This window comes from Shewanella sp. SR44-4 (genome assembly GCF_014163715.1).
In the GTDB taxonomy this organism is placed as follows: Bacteria; Pseudomonadota; Gammaproteobacteria; order Enterobacterales; family Shewanellaceae; genus Shewanella.
The window spans coordinates 1-18,392 of record NZ_JACJDU010000046.1; the positions used below are offsets into that span (position 1 = coordinate 1).

The 18,392-nt window shown below is 43.6% G+C and carries 14 protein-coding genes; 3 read left to right on the forward strand and 11 right to left on the reverse strand.

Going from position 1 to position 18,392, the window contains the following annotated elements:
- Window positions 1-527: 527 nt before the first annotated feature.
- The 4 genes from H5125_RS17585 to H5125_RS17600 all read right to left on the reverse strand — a co-directional run bounded on the left by H5125_RS17585 (window position 528) and on the right by H5125_RS17600 (window position 7,428).
- Window positions 528-2,231 (reverse strand): amidase, encoded by a 1,704-nt coding sequence (locus H5125_RS17585; protein WP_182744885.1) that lies wholly within the window; start codon window positions 2,229-2,231, stop codon window positions 528-530.
- A gap of 95 nt (window positions 2,232-2,326) precedes the next feature.
- Complete coding sequence (gene aguA, locus H5125_RS17590) at window positions 2,327-3,439, reverse strand: agmatine deiminase (RefSeq protein ID WP_182744886.1); 1,113 nt, start codon at window positions 3,437-3,439, stop codon at window positions 2,327-2,329.
- Window positions 3,440-4,152: 713 nt separating this feature from the next.
- On the reverse strand, window positions 4,153-5,439 hold the full coding sequence (locus H5125_RS17595; RefSeq protein ID WP_101085884.1) for an acetyl-CoA hydrolase/transferase family protein: 1,287 nt from the start codon (window positions 5,437-5,439) through the stop codon (window positions 4,153-4,155).
- Between the two features lie 360 nt (window positions 5,440-5,799).
- Window positions 5,800-7,428 carry a methyl-accepting chemotaxis protein gene (locus tag H5125_RS17600; protein ID WP_101085885.1) on the reverse strand — a complete coding sequence of 543 codons (1,629 nt, stop codon included), beginning with the start codon at window positions 7,426-7,428 and terminating at the stop codon, window positions 5,800-5,802.
- A gap of 907 nt (window positions 7,429-8,335) precedes the next feature.
- Between H5125_RS17600 and H5125_RS17605 the strand changes: the two genes are divergently transcribed.
- The 3 genes from H5125_RS17605 to H5125_RS17615 are packed head-to-tail and all read left to right on the forward strand — an operon-like array spanning window position 8,336 to window position 13,028.
- Complete coding sequence (locus tag H5125_RS17605; protein WP_182744887.1) at window positions 8,336-11,209, forward strand: xanthine dehydrogenase family protein molybdopterin-binding subunit; 2,874 nt, start codon at window positions 8,336-8,338, stop codon at window positions 11,207-11,209.
- The gene (locus H5125_RS17610) at window positions 11,206-11,742 is read left to right on the forward strand and encodes a (2Fe-2S)-binding protein (protein ID WP_101085887.1); all 537 of its coding nucleotides are present in this window, start codon (window positions 11,206-11,208) and stop codon (window positions 11,740-11,742) included. The genes H5125_RS17605 and H5125_RS17610 overlap by 4 nt, the downstream gene beginning before the upstream one ends.
- Complete coding sequence (locus tag H5125_RS17615; RefSeq protein WP_182744888.1) at window positions 11,739-13,028, forward strand: cytochrome c; 1,290 nt, start codon at window positions 11,739-11,741, stop codon at window positions 13,026-13,028. The genes H5125_RS17610 and H5125_RS17615 overlap by 4 nt, the downstream gene beginning before the upstream one ends.
- A 117-nt stretch (window positions 13,029-13,145) precedes the next feature.
- Here the strand turns inward: H5125_RS17615 and H5125_RS17620 are convergent, their stop codons facing one another.
- From H5125_RS17620 to H5125_RS17650, 7 genes are all read right to left on the reverse strand, one after another.
- Window positions 13,146-13,634 (reverse strand): hypothetical protein, encoded by a 489-nt coding sequence (locus tag H5125_RS17620; RefSeq protein ID WP_162022454.1) that lies wholly within the window; start codon window positions 13,632-13,634, stop codon window positions 13,146-13,148.
- 380 nt (window positions 13,635-14,014) lie between these two features.
- Window positions 14,015-14,563, reverse strand: a complete 549-nt coding sequence (locus tag H5125_RS17625; RefSeq protein WP_101085890.1) for a type II secretion system protein — start codon at window positions 14,561-14,563, stop codon at window positions 14,015-14,017.
- 184 nt (window positions 14,564-14,747) lie between these two features.
- Entirely contained in the window at window positions 14,748-15,098 is a 351-nt protein-coding gene (locus H5125_RS17630) for a HopJ type III effector protein (RefSeq protein ID WP_162022453.1), read from the reverse strand.
- 253 nt (window positions 15,099-15,351) lie between these two features.
- Window positions 15,352-16,650: an MFS transporter gene (locus H5125_RS17635; RefSeq protein WP_101085892.1), complete on the reverse strand. Its 1,299-nt coding sequence runs from the start codon at window positions 16,648-16,650 to the stop codon at window positions 15,352-15,354.
- A 99-nt stretch (window positions 16,651-16,749) separates the two neighbouring features.
- Complete coding sequence (locus tag H5125_RS17640) at window positions 16,750-17,160, reverse strand: FMN-binding negative transcriptional regulator (protein ID WP_259395484.1); 411 nt, start codon at window positions 17,158-17,160, stop codon at window positions 16,750-16,752.
- A 179-nt stretch (window positions 17,161-17,339) separates the two neighbouring features.
- Complete coding sequence (locus tag H5125_RS17645) at window positions 17,340-17,633, reverse strand: FMN-binding negative transcriptional regulator (protein WP_259395483.1); 294 nt, start codon at window positions 17,631-17,633, stop codon at window positions 17,340-17,342.
- 84 nt (window positions 17,634-17,717) lie between these two features.
- Window positions 17,718-18,362 carry a cupin domain-containing protein gene (locus tag H5125_RS17650; RefSeq protein ID WP_182744889.1) on the reverse strand — a complete coding sequence of 215 codons (645 nt, stop codon included), beginning with the start codon at window positions 18,360-18,362 and terminating at the stop codon, window positions 17,718-17,720.
- Between the last annotated feature and the right edge of the window lie 30 nt (window positions 18,363-18,392).

Below are 18,392 nucleotides of genomic sequence, written 5' to 3' on the forward strand. Positions count from 1 at the left end.
TGCAGTTGGCGTGATTCAACTCTGAATTGAGGACGTTGAAGAAAATAGCGTGAGCCTGACAGGACGTCAGGCTAGCTTTCGCGGTACAGGATGTACCATCGGAAGCGTTAGCATTTTCGAATAAGACCGAGGCAAGATTCAAATGAGGTTAAAAGCTGGATCTGACCCCATGGCGACCTTTTCGCTGTTTGAAAATGTTGTGGGGCGGCTGGGCCAATTCTTTTATAAAGAATAAAGAGGGAACAGCCGTTGGTTTCCTTTTGGTCTGGTGTGGGCGAAGCGCCAAGACGTTAGTGGCCGCAGGCCATAAAATCTAAAGAATAAAAAAAGAGCTGGATTCCGGCTCACAAGCATTACCGGAACGACAGTGGATCTGGTCCGTGCAGAGTGAAACTTGCGACTTTGATCTAGTGTGTATGATCCGCCCACTGTATATAGAAAATAAGTTAAAAATGTATCTATATTTGAGTTAAAAAAACGGGATTGGCGCGCAGTAACCAATCCCGTTTTTCACTTTTTAGTGCTTATCAGCTAAGCGCTGGTGTGCGTGTAGGGATCAGGCGCTTGCTGCCTGTCGCTTCAAATGCACTCGCAAACTTGAGCAGGTTGTTGTCGTCATAAGCACGGCCTGCGAAAGTTAACCCTACTGGCATGCCAATATCGGCCATTGTCCCCATCGGCACAGTAACGGTTGGTACACCTAAGTGGCGAATAGCAAGATTGCCATTAGCAACCCAAACACCGTTGCTCCACGCTATGTCAGCTGAAGCTGGATTAAGGTGCGCATCTGCTGGACCTACATCTGCCATGGTTGGGAACAGCACTGCATCAAGTTTGAGCTCGTCCATCCAGTCTTCCAGATCCAGCTTGCGCGTCTTCTCTAAGCCGCGCAGACCATCCGGTATGCTATCGATTTGGTTATACGACTTGAGACCTCTTTTGGCCATGTTGACGTACTCATCCATGCCAGCTGCGAGGTCGCCCTCACGGTTTGGCAAGGTGCCTAAGTCATGCGGGAAAATCAAATGCCCATTAACATCAGCTAATTTGTTCAGTTTAGGGTCATTGTTAGCACGTAAGAATTCATCTAAAGCCCACCCCGATAGAGCCCATAGCTCATCCTCGAGAAACTCAGGCGTGACGATGCCGCGATTGAACACAGTCGGTGCACCAGGTCGGTCACCTTCACAGTTGGAAACCAGCGGGAAGTCCACTTCAATGACCTCGGCTCCGGCAGATTCCAGCGCTTTGCGTGCTGCTTGCCAAAGGTCGATCACCGACGCACGAGTATTGATGCGCTGACCAGTCGGGCCGCCAATGCCTGGGTTTTCGCTGGTGCCAGCCAATTCATCTTTATTAATGTACATGCGTGGCACCCCAAAACGCTTGCCTTTAAGCGTGTCGGCTTGAGCGGCAAGATCCAGATACGATGCTGGACGCACGGTTGATGCTTTTGGGATATCAACCCAAGGTTGTAGACGCCATAAATCTCCGCGAGTGATAGGGTCATCTGCCACGATAACGTCAAGTACTTCAAGCATATCGGCCATAGTACGAGTATAAGGCACCACAACATCCATCGTCGGTGTTAACGGCCAGTTACCGCGCACAGAAATCACCCCACGTGATGGAGTATATGCACACAGTCCATTGTTCGATGCAGGACCACGACCGCTCGACCATGTCTCCTCAGCTAGGCCGAAAGCAGAATAACTTGCGGCGGTACCAGTACCCGCGCCATTGGAAGAACCAGAGGCGAACGGAGCTGTAAGATAATTAGCGTTGTATGGGCTTTCGGCACGGCCATAGTGACCGCGCTGCATACCACCATTGGCCATAGGTGGCATGTTGGTTTTACCTAAGCAAATGGCACCCGCTTCGCGCAGGCGCTCAACGGCAAATGCATCGTATTGAGCAATTAAGTCCTTAAACGCTGGACTACCAGAAGCCGCAGTGAGCCCTTTAACTAAGTAGCTGTCCTTCGTAGTGTAAGGAATACCATCGAGTGGACTCAGCGTTTCACCACGCGCTCGGCGTGCATCAGAAGCTTCAGCTTCTTTAATCGCATCTTGATTGTGAACCACCAGCGCATTCAGTTTAGTCTGTGTCGCTGGGCCGTCATAAACCTCAACCCGAGCTAAATAAGACTTCACTAACTCAACCGCTGTGGTGCGACCGGATTCGAGGGCTGCACGCAGCTCGGCAATAGAAACCTCAGTGACTTCGAACATGTTACGACCTCTTCTTAAAAGCCAAAAGTATTGACAGTCAATTTTATTAAAACAATAGTGACATTAATGGTCATTGTGTTCTCGTTGGTTTTTACTTACTGTCCAGAGGGGATCTGTTGGGTGATGCAATGGATGTTACCACCACCTAATAGGATCTCACGGGCAGGCACACCGACAATTTCATACTCAGGGAAAATCTCTTGCAATTTTTGTGCTGCAATATCGTCAGTTGCTGGGTCGAGTAACGGGAAAACAATACGATTATTGGTAATTAAAAAGTTCGCATAAGAACCCGCTAAGCGCTCGCCCGCCGTGCGTGGAACACCAGTCCCCTCTACTACGCCTTGCGCTTCTTCTTCTGTGCAATACAAAGGACCAGGCTGTGGTAGTAAATGGACTTTTAACTTACGCCCCTGTGCATCAACAGTATTTTGCAAAATATCCAAAGCGGCTTTTGAGCGAGGATACTGCGGATCGGTTTGATCATCAGTCCAGTGTAAAACCACTTCGCCTGGGCGAGCAAAACAGCATATATTATCAATGTGTCCGTCGGTCTCATCCATGAATACGCCGTCTGGCAACCAGATAAACTGCTGCACATTTAAATATTCAGCCAGTAATGCTTCTATCTGTTCACGAGTCAAATCTGGGTTGCGGTTGCTGTTAAGTAAACATTCAGCCGTGGTCATGCAGGTGCCTTCACCATCGACATGAATTGAACCACCTTCAAGAATAAGCGGAGCCTGATAACGCTCAAAACCATGCTGCGTAAGCATTTGTTGCGCGACTTGCTCGTCCTTATCCCATGGTGAATACAAACCACCGTTATCACCGCCCCAGGCATTAAAGCCCCAGTCAACACCTCGGCATTCGCCCTTGGCATTCACCACTACAGTAGGACCTGTATCGCGAGCCCAGCAATCGTTGCTATCTATTTCGACCAACGTAACGTGAGAAGGCATAACCGTTTTGGCCTCTGCCAAAAACGCCTTAGGTACCCCCATGTAAACTGGGGTAACAGCACCAATGGCATCGGCCACTTTAGCAAAGGTAGCCTGAGCATAAGCCCCTGCAGAGCGCCAGTTGTCAGGACGATATGGCCAAATCATCCACACAGCTTGCTGCGCCGCCCATTCGGCGGGCATGCTAAAACCATCTTGAGATGGTTTAGTGGTTAACTGCGTGGCATCCACATTCACGTTTGTCATGAATTTTATCTCCAGTAATGCTTAAAAACGATAAGGGTGAGCGCCCTAACATAGGACGACAGAATAGAAATACACCTAACATTAATCAAATAAACAAATCGAAATAGCGTATTCATCACGCGGATAGCTAGGCCGAAATTGCCACGTCCTACTAGGTGAGTTTTAGCTTCGTTGAAATATGACTGTATATCATATCATTTAAGACTGCTTGCGCTAAATAGTTGTATGCATAGGATAGATAAGAATTTATACGATAAAATGCTTGTAAGTTTATTGCACATTAGATGAGTGAAATTACTTTAGGGCAGAAACGGAGTTAGTTTTCTCGACCAGGAAATGGACAAATTCAACTTTGAACTTTGAACTTTGAACTTGAGGACGTTGAAGACTCTTTAAAAAGAATCCATCAACCTGACAGGCCTTTCATGCATATCTGACCTATATTGATATTGGAAATGTCATAGTGATGTCGGCAACATCATTGACCATGTGCTTTAAGGCATCCTGCCTATCAGATTGCTAATTCTTTTATAAACAGTAAAGAAGGGATGGCTGTTGATCCCCTCTTGGCCCGTGCAGGGTGGAACCTTGCGATCGACTCTTGTTTCTAACATTGATGTGGCCGCAGGCCATAAAATCTAAACAATAAAAGAAGAACTGGATTCCGGCTGATAAGCATTACCGGAATGACAAGATTCATAAATCAACAATGATTAAACCTTAAGTCGCCACATATCAAAAGCTTCTTGGCAAAGCTGTTCTCTAAACTTAGGGTGGGCAATGTCGATAAGCGCACGGGCTCGTTCTCGTAACGATTTACCGCGTAAATAAGCGGTTCCATACTCAGTAACAATATAGTGTACATGCGCACGGGTGGTTACCACGCCAGCGCCTGGCGATAAAACGGTGGCAATCCGCGACACGGTGCCATTAGCCGCAGTACTGGGTAATGCGATAACAGAACGGCCACCTTCAGAAAGCCCCGCGCCGCGTATAAAGTCCATCTGACCGCCTACACCGGAATATATTTGAGTACCCAATGAATCAGCACAAACTTGCCCTGAAATATCGACCTGCAGTGCTGAGTTTATCGACATCACATTAGGGTTTTTACGGATAATAGCCGTGTCATTAACCTGCTCAATATCCATGAATATTACCGATGGGTTGTCATCAACAAAATCATAAAGTCGTTGGCTACCTAATGCAAAGCCTGTCACTGTCTTGCCGGGATGGACTTTCTTACGGCTATTATTGATCACGCCAAGCTCGACCAAATTAAGCACGCCATCAGAAAATAACTCAGTGTGAACGCCTAAATCTTTATGTTCGGTTAAGCACGCCAGCACGGCATCTGGAATAGCGCCAATGCCCATTTGTAAGCAAGCGCCATCAAGTACCAATTTGGCCACATTCTGGCCGATGGCCAAGCTTATCGCATCACTTGGGGCGAATAGGTGTTGTGGTAGCGGCATGCTCTGCTCATACACGGCAGCGAACTTATTGTAATGAATAAAACCGTCACCATGGGTGCGAGGCATCATGGGGTTAATGTGAGCAATGATTTTTCCCGCCATTTGGCAGGCTGCTAAGGTTGCCTCAACCGATATGCCTAAAGAACAGATACCATGTTTATCTGGCGGGGAAACTTGAACGATGGCGGTGTCGATATGCTGTTCGCCGGAACGAAACAACTTGGGCACCTCAGAGAGAAAAATTGGCACATAATCGGCATCACCTTGTTGTAGCAGTGACCTTGTGGGTGAACCAGTAAAAAAGCAACGATGGCGAAGATGATCCCTTAAACGGGGATCACTTAGCGACTCAGCGCCCTCGGTATGCAACTGCAATAATGTTAAACCATGCTTTGTTAACGCATGTTGGGCTAATGCATCTAGCAGTAATTTTGGCGTTGCCCCCATCGAATGAGTCCACAAGGTTTCACCGTTTTCAATTAAGGATACGGCCTCTAAAGCACTGCTACAAATAATTGGTTTCATTAATATTACTCAAGGTAATTAAGCTATTTGTAGTGTAAGCGGTAAATTACCCCTTTAATAGTGTTGACGATGGTAACGTTGAACTAGCACAAAATAGTGGAGAAATTGAGACATATAGGACGTTAATTGATAATAAGTGATGTCTAACTTACGGCTGCTTCAGTTAATCAAAACGACTCTTTAACGCCAATCACAATATCGCCGCCGTTATGCTCAAAAGGATAAAAAACCAACATAATTACAGGGAATTATATAACACTGCCCTCGCTAGCTTTTTAGCCATACAGGTTGTACGGATAAATTAACTGAGAGATTGCGAGGAAGGGCTGAAGTTTAACTCAGCCCTCATCAATAAAAACGTTAGGCTATTTTAAATGTCGCCACTTGACGTTGCATTGAACGAGCCAGTGATTGTAAGTCGTTGACAGAATGGGTGAGTTTTTCAGTCGCCGCTGATGAGGCTTTAGTAATATCATTTATTGCGATGATACTTTTATTGATGCTCTCAGCCACATAGGATTGTTCTTCTGCAGCGGTAGCTATTTGGGTATTAAGCTCATTGATACTGTCGACCGAAGTGACAATTTCACTTAGCACAACACCTGCACTACTCGTTTTATCGTTGGCATTATTAACTAGAACCAAGCCCTCATCCATTGAAGAAACCGCAAGCACGACACTTTTTTGTAACCCGCCAATCATGGTTTCAATTTGCAGTGTTGAGTCTTGAGTACGCTTAGCTAGAGTACGAACTTCATCAGCAACAACAGCAAATCCTCGACCTTGTTCACCGGCTCTTGCTGCTTCAATGGCGGCGTTTAGGGCTAAAAGGTTAGTCTGCTCGGCAATACCTTTAATGACACTTAACACTTGACCAATGTTTTGACTTTCTTTAGCGAGATGAGATATCACCTCCGCCGTGGTGCCAATTTGATTAGATAACTGCGATATACTGTCGATTGAATTTCGAACAATAATATTACCATTTTCAGCATGATCATTAGCTTGTTTCGCCTGTTCAGCAGCAAAATTGGTACTTTGAACGACTTCAGCCACTGTTGCGGTCATTTCATTCATAGCCGTTGCAGTTTGTTCTGACTCATCTTGCTGCTGTATCATTCTATGGTTAGTGTCTTCTGTGAAACGCTGCAACTCTTCTGATGAAATATTGATGGTATTAGCGGCATCTGAAATTGATTCGATAATGCTTCTTAGATGGGTGATAACGCCTGTAAGGCTCGTTGAAATCATGCCTAATTCATCATCATTATAAGGAGTAAACACTTGGGTTAAATCTGAGTTTTGCTTGATGAGCTTTAGTTTCATCAAAATATCAGTCACAGGCCTCATCACACTGCGCAGCACCCAAATGGTTAACACGACACTGATAACAACTGCACATAACGTAAAGAAAATAAATAACTGAACTGATGATTGGTATATATCTTGAGTTAATCGCCATTCATCGCCTGCTACTTTTATTTGCAATGACACTAATTCGGCTATTTTACCGCTAATGGGATCAATTACGCCATATAAAGGCATAATATCATCGGTCAATTGACCTGAAATATTCCCCGACATGTTTTGCAGTTTATTGATAAGAAAATCAATTCTCTCATCCGCAGGACCAAACATATCATTGGCTTCAATACTAAGTTGGCTCTCTTTGGGTGTTAACGTAGTGGCTAAATATTTTTTCCACAGGGTATCAATATTACTTTTTGCACTCATTAATGTCTCAGCAGCATCTTGAGCGGTTGAGCCGCCAGCATTGGCTTTGTTTATTGCATCAATGACTAAGACAGCATAGTCATCACCAATGATTTTTAAATCTTCTAATGGCACCACCCGATCAGAATAGATCCTCATCACTCCATCTTCGATTTTCCCCATCATATTGACAGCAATGCCACAAATTATGATGAGAATGGCTAATGGAATTAACGAACTAATGAGCATTTTTTGTTTAATTTTAAAATTCAGCATAATAGACCACCAAGTAAAAATAAATTAACTATAAAAGCTCGATCAATCCTTGGAGGAACTTTACGATGAAAAACAATAACCAATGCAAATGTTACAATTATGTTATTGAGAATTTTAATGTAATATAAAATATAACTCCAATCAAATATATAAATCACATTTTTATGCCTATACTCATCGATATATATGATTTTGTTCAAGGTATTAAAAATCTGTAAACTAAATTTTTTAAATAATGATAAAACGATTCAACACGACAAAAATAAGTTGGAGAACTTAGAATCTTGGTCTTATAAAAAACACTTTGCAGATATGCGCAGCTAAATCAGCAACAAGCAGTTTACGTTAAAGTTAACTAGCAACCAAAAGCAACGATAAACACAAACAACTCGATAACTTTAAGCTTACAATTCAATATATTAGCTAAAATAAATGAAAAAATATAATTATCGTTATCGAGAATTTACTTTAACTGACTAAAATTAAATAATTACTTTGGATCGAGTCCAAGATATACAGTTAACGAGATCACCGATCGTTTACTATATAATTGATTAAATAGTAAAAATATATCAGCACATCTAAATGAATAAAATATTACTCGTGATGACTTTTTAATAATTTAAGTATAAACGAAACGGTTTTTATGAGACGTTCAATTACTCAATCATTTTATTCGCAGATTAAATCATCAAAAAGATGAATTATTCAACTTCACGGCAAGCAACCGAGAAACCCTATCACAATCGTAAATATGCATTCCTAAATCAGTATGTTACCGTACATAGTGCTAATTTAGATTCAGCGCAATCAAAAATTATGCAATGACAATCAAGTGAATAAGCCTAAATCGGGCGACAATGAATAGGCCGTCTGATTTTCCCCTTTAGAATAACTGAGGTGAGATATGGATGTATCTAACGCGTCGAGACGGACCTTTATAAAACAATGTGTTATTGGCGGGGTCGCGGTATATTCCGCGCCTTTACTGTGGGAAATGAGTCGGGCCAATGCGTCCATCATTTCGCCTGAACTGGCTGCACAATGGCAAACTCAGGTTAGCGGCCAATCTAAACCCAAATTTCGTAACGACGGTATTGCTAAAGTCACCGGTCAAAAAGTTTATGGTCGTGACTACCGGGCAATGGACATGGCAGGCTGGCCAAAACAACAAGGCTACGCGTTTATCTTACGCGCTGCAGATGCATCCCATGTCTATCAAGGGTTCTCCCTCGACCACCTCCCGGCTTCAGCTAAGCCTTATAAAGTCATTACTGCAGCAGACCTTGCCCGCGACAAAGTTAAATTGCCTGAGTTTTACGGTGACAATATGTTATTGCCCGAGGGACAAACAGCAGATTATCTTGGTCATGCGGTAGCCATATTATTATTTGATAGTTTCCCTGCATTTAAACAAGCTAAGTCATTGTTGCAGTTCGACAATACCTTATTGCGCTTTGGTGAAAAAACGCCCTTTGTTTCAGACACTAAAGACCCTTATGCCAGCTGGCGTCTTATTCGGGTTGAAGGCGAAAATGGTGCCCGTGAAGATACTTATAGCCCACTACACGATGGACTATTTTTCCCCAGCGTTAAGCACCACAAACCGGTATGGTCAGGTGATGCTAATGCTCAAGGCTCGGTTTCTGAGCGCGGGCTGTATTATGCTGGCGAGATAGAAAAACAGATTGCGAGTGCCAAAGCAGATCAACAGTGGCAAGTATTAGAGCGCGAATATCGCACTCAAATCATCGATCCTATGATGATGGAGCCAGAGGCCTTTAATGGCTGGTTTGATGCCAGCAGCCAAACCTTTCATACCGTTATTACCTCTCAGTCGCCGCAAGACTTTCAAGAGATGGCCGTACACATGCTGTCATCTGGGCCATTGGCTGACAAAGTCAAAAATCTAGTAGTGCATTCTCCTTATATTGGTGGCGGTTTTGGCGCTAAAGATCACTCAATATTCCCGTATTATGGCGTGTTGGCAACCATTTACGCCAACGGTCCGGTTCGGTTAGCTAACGACCGCTTCGAGCAATTTCAATCCGGTCTTAAGCGTCATCCTTTCATCATGAAAAGTCGTTTAGCCGTTGATAAAGCAACCTTGAAAATTCAAGCGTTAACCTCACAGATGACAGTTGATGGCGGTGGTCGAGTTAATTTCAGCCCATCGGTCACCTCTGTTGGGGCGACGGCAATGCAAAGCATTTACTACACCCCACGTAACGATATTATCGCCACATCTTATGCGTCACGTAACCCTGATGCAGGCTCGATGCGCGGTTACGGTACATTGCAATCGATGACCGCAATGGAAGGCATGATCCACGAGATGGCTGCTGAGTTAAAGGTTGATCCCTTTAAGTTACGCGCGGCTAACGTGATGGAATCAGGACAGCGTAATACTCAAGGTGCTATCCCTAATGGCACGCTTAGATACCGTGAAATGCTCGACATGGCCGAACTAGACCCAGTGTGGCAAAACCGTGCAGATAATAAAGCGCGTTATGAGGCTAAAAACCCAGGCATGCGTTACGGCGTTGGTTTTGGTATTGCGACGAAAGATTATGGTACCGGTGCTGCAGCACCAAGTGCGGCGGTTAGATTATCTAAAGACGGTAAAATAACCTTAGAAATTGGTTTTATCGAAATGGGTACTGGTACTCAAACGTCACAAGCCGTGGTAGTCAGCGAGTCATTAGGTAGTTTTGCTCATGAAGTGAAACTTGCTGAGATAGATATTTGGGATGCAATGCAATTAGTGCAAACCGACAATCCATACATTATTTCGCAGCAGCGCCAAGATGAAATGACGGCAAATCCACGTTGGACACCGGTTAAAGCCATGGCATCGTCGGCATCTATGTCGGCATATTATCAAAGCCATGTCACTCGTATTGCCGCCGATATTATTTATCGTCACGGACTCTGGCCTGCTGCGGTGTCTATTTGGAACGAGTTGTATTTCAACACCCCAATGGGCAAAACTAATCTCAATCACTCTCGTGACGGCCGCTGGACTGATGGCAAGCTTACCGCTATGGGATTCCCGCCGCTTTCAATCGACATTCTCGCTAAACGAGCCCACGATTTAGGCTTAGTGGTTGGCGTAATGGGTCATGCCTTTAACCGTTGGGCTTGGGCCGAAGCTGATTTTGAGATTTTCGGTACCAAAGAACGCATTGCACTGGATGCATTGGCACTGCAATACGGCGAGGGTGACAAGTATCATGGCAGCGCGGATCGCAAAGCCCGCATGAGTTCAAACGGCTATCACTTAATCGATCGTCAAGCGATGAGCTATCCTAAAGCCGAGCTGAATAACGCCATGGTGACTTACTACGCTCCATGCGCCACTTTAGTAGAAGTAGCCGTTAATGAAGGTAATGGCGAAGTCAGTTTATTGAGCTCTCATACCTGGTTAGAAGCCGGTAAAGTGATTGTGAATGAGTTAGTTGAAGGCCAAATTCAAGGCGGTCTTGCTATGGGAATTGGCCATGCATTGCATGAAGAATTACCCCCATTTGAAGCCGGCGCTGGTAATGGCACCTGGAATATAAATCGTTATAAGGTGCCGTTAGCGCGACATGTTGGTGTTTGGAGCCAGCGACATACTATTTTACCGCAGTTGTCCGAAACCGATCCTAGCCGCGGCATCGCCGAAGTGGTGATGATACCTGTTGTTTCCGCGCTGGTTGAAGCCGTTTACCAAGCTACCGCAGTGCGTTTTTACGAACTACCAATGACAGCGAAAAAAATCAAGGAGGCCATGGCATGAGCCAGTCAATTAAGTTAACCATAAATAACCAAGCTGTGGGCCCGATTGACGTTGGCGATGGCATCATGATGATTGAGTTTTTGCATGAGTATTTAAACCTCACCGGGACTAAATTTGGTTGCGGCGCGGGTGTATGTCATGCCTGCACGGTAATCGTCGATGACGAACAAGGTATGAGCGAATCGGTTCGTACTTGCATCAATGGCGTCGAGCGTTTCAATGGCAAATCGATTCGCACTATTGAAGGTCATGCTAAGCAAAATGCCCAAGGTGAAATCACTGCACTTAGCCCTGTACAGCAAACATTTTTAGAACATTTCTCGTTTCAATGTGGTTGGTGTACTTCAGGCTTTGTCAATGAATCGACTGCACTGATTGAACGACTAGAGCGTAAACCTATAGCCAAAGATCAAGTTGAGCAAGTCATTGAAGATGCCTTGGGCGAACACGTCTGTCGTTGTACGGGTTATGTAAAATACTATGCGGCGATCAAAGATTTGATCCTCAAGACAGAGGGGCTAACCCTGTCATGAAGCCATTATATCAATGTAACTTAAGCCGTTTAATAAAGGCGCAAAAACATCTCCGCCAAAATCTTTTACTCAGCTTAGGCCTAAGTTTAGGCTTGGGTTTGTTCGCCTGTTCCAGCAGCGCGGCTGATAAGGCGAGCAATAACAGTAGCGATATCGAACGTGGGGCTTATCTGATGAAGATAGGCGACTGTGTGGCTTGTCATACCGCGGTAGGCGGACGAGAGTTAACCGGTGGACTGCCGTTCGAAACCCCGTTTGGGGCGGTATTCTCAACCAATATCACCTCAGATAAAGATACCGGAATTGGCAAATACAGTTATGACGAATTTTTTGATGCCATGCATCACGGTGTCGGTATTAACGGTAATTTGTACCCCGCTATGCCCTACACGTCTTATAGCCTGTTAACCGATGAAGATACCAAAGCGATTTATGCCTACTTGATGAGCACCAAACCCATCAAGCAAGCTAATCTCGACAATGATGTATCCTTCCCTTTTAACGTTCGATTTGGTCTCAAGGCGTGGAACTTAATCGCTCATGATGCTGAAAAATTTGCCCCCAAGAAAGACAAAAGTGAGCCCTGGAACCGAGGTAATTACTTAGTCAATGCGCTAGGCCATTGTGGTGAATGCCATACTCCTCGAGACAGCTTATTTGCCATGGAGCAGGATAAGCATTTTCAAGGCGCCGTTATCGAGGGCTTAGAAGCATCAGATATTACCCCTGCTGAACTTAACCGACAAAACTGGACTCATGACGATTTAAAGTCTCTGTTTACTGAAGGTTATTCTCGTAAAGGTACAGTATTTGGTGGCATGTATCCTGTGGTATACCACAGCTTTAGTCACTTAACCGATGCCGACATGCATGCAGTAAGCAATTACTTACTTGATACTGACGAGACTGTAGAAGCCAAACCACTGACCTTTAACGGCCACCAGCGTGAATTACCAGGATATAACCTATACATGGGATATTGCGCTGGATGTCATGGTCAAAATGGTGAAGGTCGACCTAATGTTGCTCCGGCAATGGCCGGTAACGCCACATTAGATAAAGCCAGCCCGCACAATATTGTTGCGGTAATGCTTAAAGGTATAAAGAGCCAACATTACAATACCACCACCAGCTTTTATGCCATGCCTGGTTATGCCGATGAGTTAAGTGATGAACAGCTTAAAGACTTAAGCAATTATCTGCGCGTCACATGGAGTAATCAGCCAGGTGATGTAGATTTGAATACAATTAATGATTTAAAAGAAGTGATATTCGAACGCGATTAACCATTTGAGTCCGTTGTAGAATATCCGTTTAAGCAAAAGCCGACATTTGGTCGGCTTTTTCGTTTCACTAACGATTAATGGCAAAACTAACGCCATAACAAGGTTTACCCAACGAGGTTACAACACATCGTTAAGGTCTTGTATTGCATCAATCACCATACCCGTACCAATGCTAATCAACAGCAAATCAGTCCCAACACGGACAATCTTTTGTCCTTCTGGCGTACGACCTAGCTGAACAGTAAGCGCTGATGGTACATCGTAGTAAACAACATCAGCAGGTAACGAGTAGCCTTTTCGCCATTGCTTAGCACTGCCCGGTGGTTGGCAACGATTGTGTTTTTTGGCTAATCCTGGTGGACAATGCTTAGCATCACGGTTGGTATAATAGTAATTATTAACGATGACTTGGCGATCGTTACTAAAATAGGTCTGATAAGTTTCTTCCTGTTCGTGATCATGCTTCTTGTCATGCTTTTTTTCATGTTTTTCAGATTTATGTTTACCGCTATTACCATGCGAGTCGTTGTCTTTAGCAACGCTGTAACCGGAAGCACACACCATTAAGGTGCTGATAATGATGAGAGGTAGTATATGTCGATTCATAAAATGGATTCCTTTGCGATTAAATAGGCGCTTGTCATAATAGTTAACCAGCGATATGCCTGACCGTTAAAAAAACCAATACTATTAATATTACGGTTGATATGGGTGCAAAGGTAGTTGTATTGCGCTCTATTGTCGACACTAATCTATATTATTGTTAATTAATGTTCGCGTAGAATCGTTACTTTTGTTTCAATACCAATTGTGAAAACAACACCTTATTCGTTCCGCATAACCCCAGCAATATTTGATGTTTTAATCCTTATGACGTTACTCGTTAAGACTTTTTTATCGATGATAAAGGGACACAGAAAAGCAGCGAATATACAAAAAATTGATAAACAAGAGTGCGTTTGCCCCTTTAGATTTTAATAATACCGTTAACACCCAACGATTACCGTTGTGATGACAGGCTCTCCAGTACTCTGCCAGTGATACTGAAAGTAACAACTGGTTGCAATAACTTCGGCTGCAGTAGGCTCTGCAAGGGCAAGTGCACTTTTGGGGGCTGCAACAACAGCATAGCTGCTATTAGATGTAAAAATGCGATATGACCAATCATTCATTTCTAACCCAGCCGCTTTAAAGATTTCTGACGACGTTGTATAACCGGCATTAAAACCGCTACCACTAGTATTGGCCGCTGCGGCCCAAGGTTGGTAATGACTGCCTTTAACACCCGAGAATTCAACCGTATCTGTAAGCGCATTGCCTGAGGTTAATGTTTTTGTTTTAAATAACATCACTGCTGTTTTAATTGAGCCTGTGGCACCTTTGATTGCTGCAATATGTGCATCTGTTTTTAAATTAATAAACTTAGGCGCTGCGACAACAGCCAATACGCCAAGAATAATAATGACAACGACAAGCTCTATAAGGGTGAAACCGGATTGACGAGAGGAAACGATACTGCGGTTAAGTTTGATCATATGATGAATGCCTCCTGATACAGTAAACAAACTGCTCAGCTAGAAAGAGTTTACTTAAAACAATTACATGAGACGTTATTTTAACCTAAACACGAGCTTAAGTTATAGAGGCTTTCATCATAGTTTTGCGTATTGAGCCTTGTTGTATTGAGCCTGTTGTATTAAGCCTTGTTTAGCACCTAGGTTATTTAGCCTTTAATGCCTGTTGCGAAAATAAAATACCATCCCAGCCATGTTGCATAAACTGACGAATATTTTGATGATCCGTCCCTTGCGGCGTCGCCACAACATCTCGGTAATGTTGGCCAAACATAGCCAAGGTTTGTTGCACCGTTAACTGATGAATTTGCCCAAACGCAAACACCTTACAAGAACCAGAATTTTCTCCAGCTTCATTAAGCTGATCACCATTTTTAAATGCACTTATCGTGAAGTCATACTGGCCATCAATGACAGCCATAGTCTCTTCAAAACGGATAGTATCTGCTTGCGATGTTAGCGATGAAATAAACGGGTTAATAGCCGTTGATGGCATAAAATTGGCCCTGCCTTAATTTAAAGTTAAAGTTAAAGTTAAAGTTAAAATAAAATAAAATTAAAAGAAAAATAAACAGTAAAACTCCCGACACTATAGTTCGAGACCTTATCAAAATGATCACATTTACTATAGTGAAAAAGACTCAAGCAAACGATTAAAAAGCTCAAAAGCAAAGCGAGGCCCATACCCTCTGTAACTGCCTACTACAATGTTAAATTCAATAAAGTTTGCAAGCATAGACCATCGACACTTAATCCAACTTTAGTGCAGTAAAATCTGGCCGTGGTAACCTTTCCAACTTACTGTATAAATACATCACCACCAACGACAATAATGCGCCGATGATAAACAACCAATATCCACCAAGATGATCCAGTATAATCCCGCCGCCCAGCGGCGCAAATGCAAACCCCAAATCATAAAATGAAGCTGCGCCAAAGTACGCGCCACGTAAATGTTTAGGGGCTAGCCTGTCAATGTGCACGTTCATCGTTGGGAATAAAATGGTTTCTGCTAGGCTCATAACAACAACAGCGCCAATCCAGCCCCAAAACAAATCAATGGGGTTATACGCTAACCAAACTTGTGAACAAACCAACAGCATCAATCCAAACTGAATCCGATGCACCAAACTGTAACCAGCCATTAATCTTAACAATAAAAATTGGGTCGAGATAATGACTAAGGCATTGGTAAAAATCATTGCAGAAATCAGTGTTAATAAATCGGGGGCATTTGAACGAGTAAGATATTGGATCAGCGAACTGTCCATTTGCGCGTAAATAAACATACACAAAATGTTTGCAAAAATAAGCCCTTGCAGTAATTTATCTTGCCATAAAATCGACATTATTTGCTTTCGATTCATCATAGCAGGTTTACGCTTAACAGCAGCTGTTGCATCGCCCATAACTGGAATGAGTCCATCTGCAACCAGCTCTGGAGCCGATGAATGAGTCTGGCGAGCTTGATGCCTAAAACCCCAAAATAATAACCCCAATAAAGCAGCAAAAGCCGCAGCGGTAATGTAAAAACTCGATTGTTTTCCGGTTAAGCCCAACCATATTCCTAACATTGGCCCTACGGCGCAACCTACGTTAACGATAAAATACAGTGATTGCATCGCCAACTCACGGGTTTTAGGATCGTCAATAATGTCGCCAATGGTGGCAGACGTTAGTGGCCGCCATATTGCAGTCGCAATAGAACACAGAGTCATGACGACAACATAGCCTTTGACGGAATCGACTTGCGCCAGTAATGAAAACGAGATGATATAAAGCACACCGGTAAAGTACATTAGCTTGTGGCGGCCGATTCGGTCTGACAGTGCACTACCAATAAAGCTGGTAAATACCGATATAATCGCAGCACTCGATAGTACTAAACCCACTTCTGTGGCGCTTAAAGCAAATTTTTCATACAAAATGACAGCCAAAAATGGCCACACCATGTAATAACTACCGCGAGTAATAAACGAGCCAAATAACAGTATCCACATTAATCGTGGAAATTGCTTAAACCGCGCTACAGAAATATCGCTATGCACTTTTTATCCTTAAAGAGTGATGCTGAAATAGATTATGACAGACTAAATTGATGGGGTTGTTATAGAGCTAATCCTAACGGCATTTGCGCGGATGAACCACTATTTATTGCCTAATCCTATGTTATTACTGATCATATAAGCTAATAGCTGTTTTTCATCGGCTCTATTTGACAGCGATAATCCTTGAACCACACCTTGTTGATCACTTTGGTTACGGTGCTGCCCTAATTTTTGCTTACCTTGTAACTCATCGATGACAATCTTAAAACCAACAATGCCCTTGGCTAGTTTTTGTTGGTAATCATCGGCAATAAATCCACCACTTTGTAGTAATGAAGGTTCATATTGTTGGATGGTAGATTCGAATACTTGTGCGGTGGTCGCATCATCAGTTAATTCAATAATGCCTTTTGCATGTACTACGCTGTAATTCCAAGTCGGAACCGCTGGATAGGAGTCATACCAAGTGGGTGAGATAATACCAATTCCAACAATTATGTGACATTTCAGAGTCGCTCAGGTTTTTCAGTTTGCGGCGCATTGTTGAAAGAATGGTCGTTCCCTTATAAAACAATGCAACAAAAAAGTGGAAAGCCTGAGAGCCTCCCGCAGGGCGGGTTTCAGCACTCTCTATGCTACTTAATAAAATTTTGACGTAGAACAACTATGCCTGCAATCTTATTACTTGCCTATAGAGTGCTGAATTCCCGCTGAATGGCCAAATAATTGTTGGAGTTGGTATCAGCGTGCGGGCCATTGAAAATACAAAGGACTCTAGTACCCGCAACACTTTTCCAATGCGGATTACTACGAGCAAAATGGCCATACAAGGTACCATTTTCACCCTCCGAGGCAATGAGTAATAAAGGCAAGTGCGAGCCCTCTAAATCGTTAGACACAACAGTCGCAAAACCATATTGGTTAATAAACTGATGGATTAACTCTCTGACTCCCATATCCCACTTATCAGGCACTTGCATCATTCACTCTTTACTAAAATAGTCTATAAAGTCTTTATAGTGAATCTGACGAATAAATGCCATCGTTTTATGGGTTTGTAGCGATTATTACAAATGGCCTACTTTGACCAAAATCACCGTGTCTTGCTCCACATACGGATTATGCTGACTTAAATGCGGACTACGGATCCACGTACCTGCAGGATAGCGACCCTGTTCATCGATAAACTCTCCGCTAATAACATAGATTTCTTCGCCGCCAAAATGACGGTGCGGTTGAAAATGTGTCCCCGCAGGCCACTTAACTAATGCAGTCGACTCAGTACCATGTTGGTGTAGCGGCATAACCTGCAACTGACCATGACCCGGCAACCATTCTGTCTCATTGGTATTAATGGCCACTTGTTGTGAGTCTGTAGGTTGAAACTGGTGCAGCTTAACCAACAACGTACAACCTTCTACGCTAAATGGCGCATGGACAAAACCTTCAGGATTACGCAAATACGTGCCTGCAGGATAGTCACCGGTTTCATCAGAAAACACCCCGTCGAGCACTAAAATCTCTTCGCCTAACGGATGAGGGTGTGAGTTAAATTTAGCACCAGCTTGATAGTTTACAATGCTGGTCGCATGACCACGCTCTGCTTCTTCACGCGCTAAGCGTTTACGTAATACGCCCGCTGCGGGGCTATTTTGCCATTCAAGATCGGCAGTGTTAATCACCACTCGTTGGCTAAAATCCATGTTTAACATATTGCTACCTTACAACCGTTTAATTGCCAT

Coding starts and splice junctions, on each gene's coding strand:
- H5125_RS17585 (WP_182744885.1), bottom strand. CDS start 2,231: ATGTTCGAAGTCACTGAGGTTTCTATTGCCGAGCTGCGTGCAGCCCTC.
- aguA (WP_182744886.1), bottom strand. CDS start 3,439: ATGACAAACGTGAATGTGGATGCCACGCAGTTAACCACTAAACCATCT.
- H5125_RS17595 (WP_101085884.1), bottom strand. CDS start 5,439: ATGAAACCAATTATTTGTAGCAGTGCTTTAGAGGCCGTATCCTTAATT.
- H5125_RS17600 (WP_101085885.1), bottom strand. CDS start 7,428: ATGCTGAATTTTAAAATTAAACAAAAAATGCTCATTAGTTCGTTAATT.
- H5125_RS17605 (WP_182744887.1), top strand. CDS start 8,336: ATGGATGTATCTAACGCGTCGAGACGGACCTTTATAAAACAATGTGTT.
- H5125_RS17610 (WP_101085887.1), top strand. CDS start 11,206: ATGAGCCAGTCAATTAAGTTAACCATAAATAACCAAGCTGTGGGCCCG.
- H5125_RS17615 (WP_182744888.1), top strand. CDS start 11,739: ATGAAGCCATTATATCAATGTAACTTAAGCCGTTTAATAAAGGCGCAA.
- H5125_RS17620 (WP_162022454.1), bottom strand. CDS start 13,634: ATGAATCGACATATACTACCTCTCATCATTATCAGCACCTTAATGGTG.
- H5125_RS17625 (WP_101085890.1), bottom strand. CDS start 14,563: ATGATCAAACTTAACCGCAGTATCGTTTCCTCTCGTCAATCCGGTTTC.
- H5125_RS17630 (WP_162022453.1), bottom strand. CDS start 15,098: ATGCCATCAACGGCTATTAACCCGTTTATTTCATCGCTAACATCGCAA.
- H5125_RS17645 (WP_259395483.1), bottom strand. CDS start 17,633: ATGATGCAAGTGCCTGATAAGTGGGATATGGGAGTCAGAGAGTTAATC.
- H5125_RS17650 (WP_182744889.1), bottom strand. CDS start 18,362: ATGTTAAACATGGATTTTAGCCAACGAGTGGTGATTAACACTGCCGAT.